The sequence below is a fragment of the Kitasatospora sp. NPDC096204 genome (assembly GCF_044763205.1).
Classification (GTDB): Bacteria; Actinomycetota; Actinomycetes; order Streptomycetales; family Streptomycetaceae; genus Kitasatospora.
The window spans coordinates 85,217-97,324 of record NZ_JBIWFT010000024.1; the positions used below are offsets into that span (position 1 = coordinate 85,217).

Here is a 12,108-nt window from a genome sequence, read left to right on the forward strand (position 1 = left end):
GCCCCCGGAACTGCGCCCGCCGTCCGGGTGACGGCCATGCCCACGCGAAGGGCGGCCGCCGATCGGCAGCCGCCCTCAACTGTGCGCCTAACGCTCAGGATTCGCCGTCGGCCCGCTTGCGGACGTGCAGCTGCCGGGCGGCCTCGGCGGTCGAGCCGGAGACGGACGGATAGACGGTGAAGGCGCTGGCCACCTGTTCGACCGTCAGATTGGCGTCCACCGCGAGCGCGATCGGGTGGATCAGCTCGCTGGCCCGCGGGGCGACGACCACGCCGCCGACCACGATGCCGGTGCCCGGGCGGCAGAACAGCTTCACGAAGCCGTCCCGGATGCCCTGCATCTTCGCCCGCGGGTTGCCGCGCAGCGGGAGCTTGACCACGACGGCGTCCATCTTGCCGCACTCCACGTCGGCCGCCGTGTAGCCGACGGTGGCGATCTCCGGGTCGGTGAAGACGTTGGAGGCCACGGTCTTGAGGTTCAGCGGCTGCACCGCGTCGCCGAGCGCGTGGTACATCGCGATCCGGCCCTGCATGGCCGCCACCGAGGCGAGCATGAAGACGCCGGTGCAGTCGCCCGCCGCGTACACGCCGGGGGCGGTGGTGCGGGAGACCCGGTCGACCTGGATCTGGCCCCAGTCGTTGAGCTTGACCCCGGCCTCCTCCAGACCCATGTCGGAGGTGTTGGGGATCGAGCCGACCGCCATCAGGCAGTGGGTGCCCTCGATCACCTTGCCGTCGGCCAGCATGACCTCGACCCGGTCGCCGATCCGCTTGACGCTCTCGGCGCGCGAGCGGCCCATCACGTTCATGCCGCGGCGGCGGAAGACGTCCTCCAGCACCTCGGCGGCGTCCGGGTCCTCGCCCGGCAGCACCCGGTCGCGGCTGGACACCAGGGTCACCTTGGAGCCGAGCGCCTGGTACGCGCCGGCGAACTCGGCGCCGGTCACACCGGAGCCGACCACGATCAGCTCGCGGGGCAGCTCCTCCAGGTCGTACACCTGGGTCCAGGTGAGGATCCGCTCGCCGTCCGGCTGGGCGTCCGGCAGCTCGCGCGGGTGGGCGCCGGTGGCGATCAGCACCGCGTCGGCGCGCAGCGACTGCACGGTGCCGTCGGGGGCGTCCACCAGCACCTCGCGGGAGCCGTCCACGGCCTGCCCGCCGGTGCCGAGCCGGCCGCGGCCGCGCAGCACGGTGACGCCGGCCCGGGTGACGGACTGGGTGATGTCGTGGGACTGGGCGATGGCCAGCCGCTTCACCCGTCGGTTGACCTTGCCCAGGTCCACGCCGATCACCCGGGCGGCCTGCTCGACGGGCGGGGTGTCGTCCGCGACCAGGATGCCCAGCTCCTCGTACGAGCTGTCGAAGGTGGTCATCACCTCCGCGGTCGCGATCAGCGTCTTCGACGGAACGCAGTCCGTGAGCACCGCCGATCCACCCAGACCGTCGGTGTCGACGACGGTCACCTCCGCGCCGAGCTGTGCGGCGACCAGGGCCGCCTCGTAGCCGCCGGGTCCGCCACCGATGATCACGATCCGAGTCACGTTCCCCATTGTCCCGCACGCCGGGACCGCCGCCACGCCGGGGTCCGGGCTTCCGCACCTTCGTCCAGTAGCCGCGGCCCGCCCGCCGCCCGGGCTACGCTGGCCCCCATGCCCCTATACGCCGCGTATGCCACCAACCTCGATGCCCGGCAGATGACCCGCCGAGCCCCGCACTCCCCGCTGCGCGGCACGGGGTGGCTAGCCGGCTGGCGGCTCACCTTCGGCGGCGAGCAGCTCGGTTGGGAGGGCTCGCTGGCCACCGTCGTCGAGGACGAGAAGGACCAGGTCTTCGTCTCGCTGTACGACGTCGCGCCGATGGACGAGGAGGGCCTGGACCGCTGGGAGGGCGTCCAGCTCGGCATCTACCGCAAGATCAAGCTGCGCGCGCAGACCCTGGACGGGGACATCCCGGTCTGGACGTACGTGCTCAACGACTACGAGGGCGGCCTGCCCGCGGCCCGCTACCTCGGCCTGATCGCCGATGCCGCGGAGAGCGCCGGCGCCCCGCACGACTACGTGATGGACCTGCGCCGCCGCCCCTGCTGAGGGAGTACGGGTACGGAGGGTGCGCGACACCGTCCGTGGGGAAACCGAAGGACCGCGTGGCCCGGAACCACCGCCGAGCTGTGTTTTCGGGCCAACCGGGTAACGATCCGGCATGCCGCGGCCGAATTTCTACGCGCGTAGCCGATTCCCGTCTATCCTCGGACCCGTGAACGCTTCTCCTCAGTCGGTCGTCTCCGCCGACCCCTACGCCGCCGCCCAGGCCGCCGCCGAGCGCCTGCGCGAGCTGACCGGTGCCGAGCGGCACGACGTCGCCCTGGTGATGGGCTCCGGCTGGGTGCCGGCCGCCGACGCCCTGGGCGAGACCGTGGCCGAGTTCCCGGTCACCGAGCTCCCGGGCTTCCCCGCCCCCGCCGTCGCCGGCCACGCCGGCAAGATCCGCTCGGTGAAGATCGGCGACAAGCGCGCCCTGATCTTCCTCGGCCGCAACCACTACTACGAGGGCCACGGCGTCGCCACCGTCGTCCACGGCGTGCGCACCGCCGCCGCGGCCGGCTGCGGCATCATCGTGCTGACCAACGGCTGCGGCGGCCTGCGTCACGGCTGGACCCCGGGTCAGCCGGTCCTGATCAGCGACCACATCAACCTGACCGCCGACTCCCCGATCGTCGGCGCCAACTTCGTCGACCTCACCGACCTGTACTCCAAGCGCCTGCGCGCGCTGTGCCGCGAGGTCGACCCGTCGCTGGACGAGGCCGTCTACGTCCAGTTCCGCGGCCCGCACTACGAGACCCCGGCCGAGGTCAACATGGCCCGGGTGCTCGGCGGCGAGCTGGTCGGCATGTCCACCACCCTGGAGGCCATCGCCGCCCGCGAGGCCGGCTCCGAGGTGCTCGGCATCTCCCTGGTCACCAACCTGGCCGCCGGCATGACCGGCGAGCCGCTCAACCACGCCGAGGTGCTGGAGGCCGGCAAGGCCTCCGCCGAGCGCATGGGCGAGCTGCTGGCGAAGGTCCTTGAGCGGATCTGACGCCCGCGAGGCGCAGAATCATGGCTGACGGGGCCCACGGGCGGCGTGATCCGCTGATCACGCCCTCCCGTGGGCCCCGTCCGCATGTGTGCCCCCTCTTCCGTACGGAACCCTCCGGTCACCGCTGAAACCCCGATGGAGCTGGCATGACGCAGGCAATCAACCCCGACCTCCTCGCCCGGGCCCGGACCTGGCTGGCCGAGGACCCCGACCCGCAGACCCGCGAGGAGCTCACCGCCCTGCTGGCCCGGGCCGAGGGCCCGGAGGCCGAGACCGACAGCAAGCTCGCCTGGGCGGAGATCGCCGAGCGCTTCTCCGACCGCCTCCAGTTCGGCACCGCCGGCCTGCGCGGTGAACTCGGCGCCGGCCCGATGCGGATGAACCGCGCCGTGGTGATCCGGGCCGCCGCCGGCCTGGTCGCGTACGTCAAGCAGCAGGGCCCGGGCGACCTGGTCGTCATCGGCTACGACGCCCGCCACAAGTCGTACGACTTCGCCCGCGACACCGCCGCCGTGGTGGTCGGCGCCGGCCTGCGCGCCGCGCTGCTGCCGCGCCCGCTGCCGACCCCGGTGCTCGCCTTCGCCGTCCGCCACCTGGGCGCGGCCGCCGGCGTCACCGTGACCGCCAGCCACAACCCGCCGCAGGACAACGGCTACAAGGTCTACCTGGGCGACGGCTCGCAGATCGTCCCGCCGGCCGACGCCGGGATCGCCGCCGAGATCGACGCGATCGCCTCGCTGGACGAGGTCCCGCGCGCCGAGGAGGGCTGGGAGGTGCTCGGCGAGGACGTCGTCGAGGCGTACCTGACCCGGGCCGTCTCCATCGTGGACGCGCACAGCCCGCGCGACCTGGACGTCGTCTACACCCCGCTGCACGGCGTCGGTCGCGACACCCTGGTCGCCGCCTTCCGCCGGGCCGGCTTCCCCGCGCCCACCGTGGTCGCCGAGCAGGCCGAGCCCGACCCGGACTTCCCGACCGTGGCCTTCCCCAACCCGGAGGAGCCGGGGGCGATGGACCTCGCCTTCCGCACCGCCGCCACCGTCGGCCCGGACATCGTGATCGCCAACGACCCGGACGCCGACCGCTGCGCGGTGGCCGTCCCCACCAACGGCAACGCGGCCGGCGGCGGCCAGGGCGCGGCCGGCTGGCGGATGCTGCGCGGCGACGAGGTCGGCGCGCTGCTCGGCTCGGCCCTGGTCGCGAAGAAGGCCGAGGGCACCTTCGCCACCACCATCGTCTCCGCCACCCTGCTCGGCCGGATCGCCGAGGCCGCGGGCCTGGACTACGCCGAGACGCTGACCGGCTTCAAGTGGATCTCCCGCGCCGAGGGCCTGCGCTACGGCTACGAGGAGGCACTCGGCTACTGCGTCGACCCGCAGGGCGTCCGGGACAAGGACGGCATCACCGCCGCCCTGCTGGTCGCCGAGCTCGCCGCCACCCTCAAGAAGTCCGGCCGCACCCTGTCCGACCTGCTGGACGACCTGGCGCTGGAGCACGGCCTGCACGCCACCGACCAGCTCTCCGTGCGGGTCCAGGACCTCTCGCTGATCGCCGACGCCATGCGCCGCCTGCGCGAGCAGCCGCCGACCGTCCTGGCCGGCCTGCAGGTCACCCGCGCCGACGACCTGTCGGCCGGCTCCGCCGACCTGCCGCCCACCGACGGCCTGCGCTACCACCTGGCCGGCGAGGGCGTCCGCTCCGCCCGCATCGTGGTCCGCCCCTCCGGCACCGAGCCCAAGCTCAAGTGCTACCTGGAGGTCGTCCTCCCGGTCGCCTCGGCCGCCGACCTCGCCGCCACCCGCGAGCGCGCCGCCGAGCTCCTCGCCACCGTCAAGCGGGACCTCGCCGAGGCCGCCGGCATCGCCGTCTGAGTCCGCGTACCCGAAGGGCCCCGCCGGTCGCGACCGGCGGGGCCCTTCGGGTACGGCCGCGGCGTCAGACCACGATGACGGTGACCAGCGCGACCAGGCCGAGCAGGGTGGGGGCGATGACCCACCAGCACCAGCGGACCTCGACCGGGCCGGCCGCCGTGGGACGGCCGGCGTTGCGCTCGGCCGTCTCCTGGAGCACGGCGGTGACCTGGTCGGACCAGGCGCGGGTGGGGTCGGGCGAACCCTGGACGACCGGGTTGGTCCGCTTGGCCATGCCCAGCCCCAGGCCGGTCCTGGCGGCGTGCTCGGCGGCACCCGAGCGCTGCGCCCGGGTGGCCCGCTTGCGCTGGCGCAGCGACACCGGCACGGCCCAGACCTGGTACTTCTTCCCGCCGGCGAGCAGTTCGACCGAGTACCCGGCGCGCAGCGCGTCCACCGAGGCCCACGGCGCCACGACGGTCCGCCACGGGTTGCGCACGACCAGCCTGTCGCGGCCGGCCGTCACGACCGGGCGCAGCGTGTACGCGATCACCGGGAAGGCGAACACCGGCACCGCCGCGAGCGCGACGTACGGGGTCTTCCCCGTCCCGCTCAGCACCGCGTCACCGATCAGCCAGGCCGCGACGAGCAGGAGCAGCACTCCGGAGATCACACCGGGGACAGAGCGGTACACGCGGTCCGTGTACGCGGGCTCCCCGTCGGGGGCGGCCGGGCCCTGGTGGGGCTTGCCGTCGGAATCGGTCATGGCGTCGATTCTGCCCCATGCCCCTCGCGCCGAGGTCTCGGTCCGGCCACGAATGGCACGCGCTCTGGCGGCCCACTACGCGCGTAGATATGCTGGTCTGGTGACTATGTCCACTGTTGCAGCCAATGCCCTCGGCGTTGCGGGCAGCGGCCTTCAGGACGTTGCGGCGTCCGAGGCCTCGCTCCGCCGGTTCCTGCACGGCCTGCCCGGCGTCGACCAGGTCGGCCTGGAGGCGCGTGCCGCCGCTCTCGGTACCCGCTCGATCAAGACCACGGCGAAGGCGTACGCCATCGACCTGGCGATCTCGATGATCGACCTGACCACGCTGGAGGGCGCGGACACGGTCGGCAAGGTGCGCGCACTGTGCGCCAAGGGCAGGACCCCCGACCCGACCGACCCGACCACCCCCCGTGTCGCCGCCATCTGCGTCTACCCGGACATGGTCGCCACCGCGAAGGCCGCCCTGAAGGGCACCGACATCCAGGTCGCCTCGGTGGCCACCGCCTTCCCGGCGGGCCGCGCCGCCCTCCCGGTCAAGCTGGCCGACACCGCCGACGCGGTGGCCGCGGGTGCCGACGAGATCGACATGGTGATCGACCGCGGCGCCTTCCTCTCCGGCCGCTACCTCGACGTCCACAACGAGATCGTGGCCGTCAAGGAGGCGTGCAAGCGCCCGGACGGCACCTCCGCCCACCTCAAGGTGATCTTCGAGACCGGCGAGCTGCAGACCTACGACAACGTCCGCCGGGTCTCCTGGCTGGCGATGCTGGCCGGCGCCGACTTCATCAAGACCTCCACCGGCAAGGTCGCCGTCAACGCGACCCCGCCGGTCACCCTGCTGATGCTGGAGGCGGTCCGCGACTTCCGCGCCGCCACCGGCGTCCAGGTCGGCGTCAAGCCCGCCGGCGGCATCCGCACCACCAAGGACGCCATGAAGTACCTGGTGATGGTCAACGAGACCCTCGGGGACGACTGGCTGACCCCGCACTGGTTCCGCTTCGGCGCCTCCAGCCTGCTCAACGACCTGCTGATGCAGCGCCAGAAGCTGGCCACCGGCCGCTACTCCGGCCCCGACTACGTGACGGTGGACTGATCACCATGGCCAAGAAGAAGAACACCGAGGAGCCCGCGGCCAAGCCCGCCGGCGGCCTCTTCGCCTACGCCCCGGCCCCGGAGTCCCCGGCCGCCGCCGGCGACATCGCCACCTCCTACGGCCACTTCATCGGCGGCGAGTTCGTCGACTCCTCCGGCAACGAGGCGCTGAAGACGGTCAACCCGGCCACCGAGCAGGTGCTCGCCGAGTTCGCCCAGGGCACCGAGGAGGACGTGGACCGCGCGGTCGCCGCCGCCCGCAAGGCCTTCGCCGACTGGTCGGCGCTGCCCGGCAGCGAGCGCGCCAAGTACCTGTTCCGGATCGCCCGGATCATCCAGGAGCGCAGCCGCGAGCTGGCCGTGCTGGAGTCGATCGACAACGGCAAGCCGATCCGCGAGACCCGCGACGTCGACCTGCCGCTGGTCGCCGCGCACTTCTTCTACTACGCGGGCTGGGCCGACAAGCTGGACTACGCCGGCTTCGGCGCCAACCCGAGGCCGCTGGGCGTGGCCGGCCAGGTCATCCCGTGGAACTTCCCGCTGCTGATGCTGGCGTGGAAGATCGCGCCCGCGCTGGCGACCGGCAACACGGTCGTGCTGAAGCCGGCCGAGACCACCCCGCTGACCGCGCTGCGCTTCGCCGAGATCTGCCGCCAGGCCGGTCTGCCGAAGGGCGTCGTCAACATCGTCACCGGTGACGGCCGCACCGGCGCCGCGCTGACCTCCCACCCGGACGTCAACAAGGTCGCGTTCACCGGCTCCACCCCGGTCGGCCGCGCCATCGCCAAGCAGCTGGCCGGCACCCGCAAGAAGCTCTCGCTGGAGCTGGGCGGCAAGGCCGCGAACATCGTCTTCGACGACGCGCCGATCGACCAGGCGGTCGAGGGCATCGTCAACGGCATCTTCTTCAACCAGGGCCACGTCTGCTGCGCGGGCTCGCGCCTGCTGGTCCAGGAGTCGGTCCAGGACGAGCTGCTGGACGCCCTCAAGCGCCGGATGGCCACCCTGCGGGTCGGCGACCCGCTGGACAAGAACACCGACATCGGCGCCATCAACTCGGCCGAGCAGCTGGCCCGGATCACCGCGCTGACCGAGGCCGGCGAGGCCGAGGGCGCCGAGCGCTGGTCGCCGGCCTGCGAACTCCCGGGCACCGGCTTCTGGTTCAAGCCGACCCTGTTCACCGGCGTGAGCCAGGCCCACCGGATCGCCCAGGAGGAGATCTTCGGCCCGGTCCTGTCGGTGCTGACCTTCCGCACTCCCGCCGAGGCGGTCGAGAAGGCCAACAACACCCCGTACGGCCTCTCCGCCGGCATCTGGACGGAGAAGGGCTCGCGCATCCTGTGGATGGCGAACCGGCTCCGGGCCGGCGTGGTCTGGGCCAACACCTTCAACAAGTTCGACCCGACCTCGCCGTTCGGCGGCTACAAGGAGTCGGGCTACGGCCGCGAGGGTGGCCGTCACGGTCTGGAGGCCTACCTCGATGTCTGATGTCGCAACGCGTCTTGACGTCCTCAAGACCTACAAGCTGTACGTCGGCGGGAAGTTCCCGCGCTCCGAGAGCGGGCGGGTGTACGAGGTGACCGACGCAAAGGGCGAGTGGCTCGCCAACGTCCCGCTGGGCACCCGCAAGGACGCCCGCGACGCCGTCGTGGCCGCCCGCAAGGCGGTCAAGGGCTGGGCCGGCACCACCGCGTACAACCGCGGCCAGGTGCTGTACCGGGTGGCCGAGATGCTCCAGGGCCGGCGCGAGCAGTTCGCCGCCGAGGTGGCCGTCTCCGAGGGCATCGGCCCGAAGAAGGCCGCCGCGCTGGTGGACGCCGCGATCGACCGCTGGGTCTGGTACGCGGGCTGGACCGACAAGGTCGCCCAGATCGCGGGCGGCGCCAACCCGGTCGCCGGGCCGTACTTCAACCTCTCCACCCCGGAGCCGACCGGCGTGGTCGGGATCGTCGCCCCGCAGGCCGGCTACGGGCACTCGCTGCTCGGCCTGGTCTCGGTGATCGCCCCGGCGATCGCCACCGGGAACACGGTCGTGGTCGCGGCCGCCGCGGACGCCCCGCTGCCCGCGCTGTCGCTGGGCGAGGTGCTGGCCACCTCGGACGTCCCGGGCGGCGTGGTCAACATCATCTCGGGCCGGACCGCGGACATCGCCCCCACCCTGGCCTCGCACCAGGACGTCAACGCGGTGGACCTCACCGGTGCCATCGCCGTCGACGGTCCCGGCGCGGCGCAGGCGCTGGAAGCCGCCGCCGCGGATACCCTGAAGCGGGTGGTCCGTCCGGTACTGGACCCGTTCGCCCAGGACTGGACCAATGCACCCGGTACCGACCGGCTACTCTCGTTCCTGGAGACGAAGACGGTCTGGCACCCGATGGGGATCTGACCTCCCCGCTCCGAGTAACAACTCCACAGACTGGCCGTCCCCAGTGCCCTCACCCCCCCAGGGCCCGGACGGTCACAGGACGGACCCGCGCCTCTCCCCCCCTGGCGCGGGTCCGTCGGCGTTCCGGCGGTTCCCGCCGCGGGAGTTGCGGGCCGACCGGTTTCGGCAACCGGCCGGGATGCGTCAGACTGGTGTCCCGTGAGTGACTCCCCCATGAACCCCGCACCGACCGGGCATGCCCGGGTGATCCTGCTCTCCGGGCCCTCCGGGTCGGGGAAGTCCTCGCTCGCCGAGCGCAGCGGCCTGCCGGTGCTCCAGCTCGACGACTTCTACAAGGACGGGGACGACCCGACCCTGCCGCGGCTGCCGGACGGCGCCGTCGACTGGGACTCCCCGCTGGCCTGGCACCGCGACCAGGCGCTCGCCGCGATCCGCGCCCTGCACGAGCGGGGCCGCGCGGACGTCCCGGTGTACTCGATCCCGGACAACGGCCGTACCGGCACCCGCGGCCTGGAGCTGGGCGGGGCGGCCGCGTTCATCGCGGAGGGCATATTCGCCGCCGAGATCACCGCCGCCTGCGCCGACCAGGGCCTGCTCGGCGACGCCCTGTGCCTGCGCAACGGCGCGCTCACCACGGCCTGGCGCCGACTGCGCCGGGACGTCCGGGAGGGCCGCAAGTCGCTGCCGGTGCTGCTGCGCCGGGGCCTGCGGCTGATGCGGGCCGAGCGCTCCATCGTCGGCCGGCAGGTCGCCCTCGGCTCGTACGCGTGCGCCGGCCCCGAGGCCGAACGACGGATCCGCGCCGCGGCCAGGACGACGGAACTCTCCGCCGCCTGACCCCGGTACGACCCGGACCCGGACACGACGCGGGGCCCGGTGCGTCTCCCCCGCACCGGGCCCGCGCCTTCCCCGAACGATCCTCGGCTCCCCCACGGGCGTGCTCCCCCGAGCTGCTGCCCCCGGACCGTGACCGTCCGTTTCCCGTCCCCCGACGGGAGTCCTCGTTACGCGACCAGCTCGCCGAACGCCCGGACGGTGTCGCCCGACTTGTTCAGGTGCTCGTCCTCGCGCAGCCGGCGCAGGGCGCGCCAGATGCTGCTCTTGACCGTACCGACGCTGATCCCCAGCACGTCGGCGATCTCCGGGTCGGTCTTGCCCTCGTAGTACCGCAGCACCAGCATGGTGCGCTGGTTCTCCGGCAGCTTCGCCAGCGCCTGCCAGAGCACGGTGCGCAGCTCGGTGCCGCCCATCGCGTCGGTGTCGCCGGCCGTCTCCGGCAGCTCCTCGGTCGGGTACTCGTTGACCTTGCGGCGCCGCCAGGCGGAGATGTGCAGGTTGGTCATGGTGCGGCGGAGGTACCCGCCGACCGCGGCCTTGTCGGTGATCCGGCCCCAGGCCCGGTAGGTGCTGAAGAGCGCGCTCTGCAGCAGGTCCTCGGCCTCGTAGCGGTCACCGGTCAGGTGGTACGCCGTGGCGTACAGGGAGGCGCGGCGCTCGCGCACGTACGCGGTGAACTCCTTGATGTGGTCCTCCGCGACGGCCGGGTGCTCCCCCTGCGCGCCTCCCTGCCCGGCCTCGGTGGTGCGGGCCGGCGCGGGGTTCAGCCGCAGCAGCGTCGCACCGGCGGCCTCGCGACCGGTCGGCTCCCCCGAACCGACCGTCCGCAGACCGTTCCCCCCGGTACCCCGGTTGTTCCCCGGGACGTCCTTGCCCTCGACGCGGACGGGGAGGATGCCCCGCAGCGTGAGGGTGTTGGAGGAGTCGGCCGAACTCCCCAGACGGCCGATCCCGTACAGCTCCCCCGTCCTGCCGCCGCCGCTCACCCGACGGGCGCCAGGGTTTCCACCGGTGCTGTGCGCGCACCCCCGCACGGTCACGGCACCGGAGTTCTCGTCGGTCCTGACCTCGTACCGGGTCCGGTGGGACGTGGCTGACGAACGCGCGGTGCGGACAGCCGGGTTGGTCCGGGTCTGAAGCATGGCGTTCATCGTGCGCCCCCTGGGTCGGTACGAGCGGTTCCGGTAGCCGCCCTTCAGCCGGCCTTGCGGCCCGCTGTCCTGCGGCGACACGGAAAATCCTGCCCGCCGGTTGTGATGGCGCTGTCCGCCGACTGTCACAGGGGTGTCACAGGAGCGGGCCGAACATCCCGGGTCCGCCTCCCTCCGTAGCGGACGCCGGTGGCACAGGTTCCGGTTCCCGAGGGGACGGCGAGCCCTCCGGGGGGTGATTCGGGGCTGCCGGTGGGCCAAAATGGGGCCGTGCCTTTCCTCCTACTGATCGAGGACGACGACGCCATCCGCACCGGCCTCGAACTCGCCCTCACCCGCCAGGGCCACCGCGTGGCCACCGCCGCCTCCGGCGAGGACGGCCTGAGGCTCTTCAAGGAGCAGCGGCCCGACCTGATCGTGCTGGACGTCATGCTGCCCGGGATCGACGGCTTCGAGGTGTGCCGCCGGATCCGCCGCACCGACCAGCTGCCGATCATCCTGCTGACCGCCCGCTCGGACGACATCGACGTGGTGGTGGGCCTGGAGTCCGGCGCGGACGACTACGTGGTGAAGCCGGTGCAGCCACGCGTGCTGGACGCGCGGATCCGGGCCGTGCTGCGGCGCGGCGAGCGGGAGAGCTCGGACTCCTCGGCCTACGGCAGCGTGGTGATCGACCGCGCGGCGATGACCGTCACCAAGGACGGACAGGACCTCCAGCTCACCCCGACCGAGCTGCGGCTGCTGCTGGAGCTCAGCCGCCGCCCCGGCCAGGCGCTCTCCCGCCAGCAGCTGCTGCGGCTGGTCTGGGAGCACGACTACCTCGGCGACTCCCGCCTGGTCGACGCGTGCGTGCAGCGGCTGCGGGCCAAGGTCGAGGACGTGCCGTCCGCTCCGACGCTGATCCGCACCGTCCGCGGGGTGGGCTACCGGCTGGACCCGCCGGCCTGACCGGGGG

At 72.9% G+C, this 12,108-nt stretch carries 11 protein-coding genes; 8 read left to right on the plus strand and 3 right to left on the minus strand.

Features of this window, described 5'->3' with window-relative positions:
• Positions 1 to 94 precede the first annotated feature (94 nt).
• Positions 95 to 1,549 carry an NAD(P)H-quinone dehydrogenase gene (locus tag ACIQ87_RS25075; protein ID WP_402410268.1) on the minus strand — a complete coding sequence of 485 codons (1,455 nt, stop codon included), beginning with the start codon at positions 1,547 to 1,549 and terminating at the stop codon, positions 95 to 97.
• Positions 1,550 to 1,648: 99 nt separating this feature from the next.
• Here ACIQ87_RS25075 and ACIQ87_RS25080 point away from each other — a divergent pair, with 99 nt between their 5' ends.
• The 3 genes from ACIQ87_RS25080 (at position 1,649) to ACIQ87_RS25090 (ending at position 4,945) form a co-directional block, all read left to right on the plus strand.
• Complete coding sequence (locus tag ACIQ87_RS25080) at positions 1,649 to 2,086, plus strand: gamma-glutamylcyclotransferase (RefSeq protein ID WP_224284955.1); 438 nt, start codon at positions 1,649 to 1,651, stop codon at positions 2,084 to 2,086.
• Positions 2,087 to 2,252: 166 nt separating this feature from the next.
• Positions 2,253 to 3,074 carry a purine-nucleoside phosphorylase gene (locus ACIQ87_RS25085; protein ID WP_402410270.1) on the plus strand — a complete coding sequence of 274 codons (822 nt, stop codon included), beginning with the start codon at positions 2,253 to 2,255 and terminating at the stop codon, positions 3,072 to 3,074.
• Positions 3,075 to 3,220: 146 nt separating this feature from the next.
• Positions 3,221 to 4,945, plus strand: coding sequence for a phospho-sugar mutase (locus tag ACIQ87_RS25090; protein WP_402410272.1), 1,725 nt, complete (start codon positions 3,221 to 3,223; stop codon positions 4,943 to 4,945).
• Between the two features lie 64 nt (positions 4,946 to 5,009).
• On the opposite strand, the gene ACIQ87_RS25095 is transcribed toward ACIQ87_RS25090, so the two are convergent.
• Complete coding sequence (locus tag ACIQ87_RS25095; RefSeq protein ID WP_402410273.1) at positions 5,010 to 5,690, minus strand: PH domain-containing protein; 681 nt, start codon at positions 5,688 to 5,690, stop codon at positions 5,010 to 5,012.
• A gap of 106 nt (positions 5,691 to 5,796) precedes the next feature.
• Here ACIQ87_RS25095 and deoC point away from each other — a divergent pair, with 106 nt between their 5' ends.
• The 4 genes from deoC to ACIQ87_RS25115 all read left to right on the plus strand — a co-directional run bounded on the left by deoC (position 5,797) and on the right by ACIQ87_RS25115 (position 10,002).
• Positions 5,797 to 6,783, plus strand: coding sequence for a deoxyribose-phosphate aldolase (gene deoC, locus ACIQ87_RS25100; RefSeq protein WP_392867078.1), 987 nt, complete (start codon positions 5,797 to 5,799; stop codon positions 6,781 to 6,783).
• A 5-nt stretch (positions 6,784 to 6,788) separates the two neighbouring features.
• Positions 6,789 to 8,270, plus strand: a complete 1,482-nt coding sequence (locus ACIQ87_RS25105; protein WP_402410275.1) for an aldehyde dehydrogenase family protein — start codon at positions 6,789 to 6,791, stop codon at positions 8,268 to 8,270.
• Positions 8,263 to 9,165 (plus strand): aldehyde dehydrogenase family protein, encoded by a 903-nt coding sequence (locus tag ACIQ87_RS25110; RefSeq protein WP_402410277.1) that lies wholly within the window; start codon positions 8,263 to 8,265, stop codon positions 9,163 to 9,165. Before ACIQ87_RS25105 ends, ACIQ87_RS25110 begins: the two co-directional genes overlap by 8 nt.
• 198 nt (positions 9,166 to 9,363) lie before the next feature.
• A complete protein-coding gene (locus tag ACIQ87_RS25115; protein WP_402410279.1) occupies positions 9,364 to 10,002 on the plus strand; it encodes an ATP-binding protein in 639 nt (212 codons plus the stop codon).
• A 167-nt stretch (positions 10,003 to 10,169) separates the two neighbouring features.
• On the opposite strand, the gene ACIQ87_RS25120 is transcribed toward ACIQ87_RS25115, so the two are convergent.
• On the minus strand, positions 10,170 to 11,042 hold the full coding sequence (locus tag ACIQ87_RS25120; protein WP_402410353.1) for a SigE family RNA polymerase sigma factor: 873 nt from the start codon (positions 11,040 to 11,042) through the stop codon (positions 10,170 to 10,172).
• A 381-nt stretch (positions 11,043 to 11,423) separates the two neighbouring features.
• Here ACIQ87_RS25120 and ACIQ87_RS25125 point away from each other — a divergent pair, with 381 nt between their 5' ends.
• Entirely contained in the window at positions 11,424 to 12,101 is a 678-nt protein-coding gene (locus tag ACIQ87_RS25125) for a response regulator transcription factor (protein WP_030257458.1), read from the plus strand.
• The last annotated feature ends 7 nt before the right edge of the window (positions 12,102 to 12,108 follow it).

What these genes read in the sequence shown, in the direction of transcription:
- ACIQ87_RS25090 (WP_402410272.1), top strand. Translation starts at nt 3,221, where the DNA reads ATGACGCAGGCAATCAACCCCGACCTCCTCGCCCGGGCCCGGACCTGG.
- ACIQ87_RS25080 (WP_224284955.1), top strand. Translation starts at nt 1,649, where the DNA reads ATGCCCCTATACGCCGCGTATGCCACCAACCTCGATGCCCGGCAGATG.
- deoC (WP_392867078.1), top strand. Translation starts at nt 5,797, where the DNA reads ATGTCCACTGTTGCAGCCAATGCCCTCGGCGTTGCGGGCAGCGGCCTT.
- ACIQ87_RS25075 (WP_402410268.1), bottom strand. Translation starts at nt 1,549, where the DNA reads ATGGGGAACGTGACTCGGATCGTGATCATCGGTGGCGGACCCGGCGGC.
- ACIQ87_RS25105 (WP_402410275.1), top strand. Translation starts at nt 6,789, where the DNA reads ATGGCCAAGAAGAAGAACACCGAGGAGCCCGCGGCCAAGCCCGCCGGC.
- ACIQ87_RS25110 (WP_402410277.1), top strand. Translation starts at nt 8,263, where the DNA reads ATGTCTGATGTCGCAACGCGTCTTGACGTCCTCAAGACCTACAAGCTG.
- ACIQ87_RS25095 (WP_402410273.1), bottom strand. Translation starts at nt 5,690, where the DNA reads ATGACCGATTCCGACGGCAAGCCCCACCAGGGCCCGGCCGCCCCCGAC.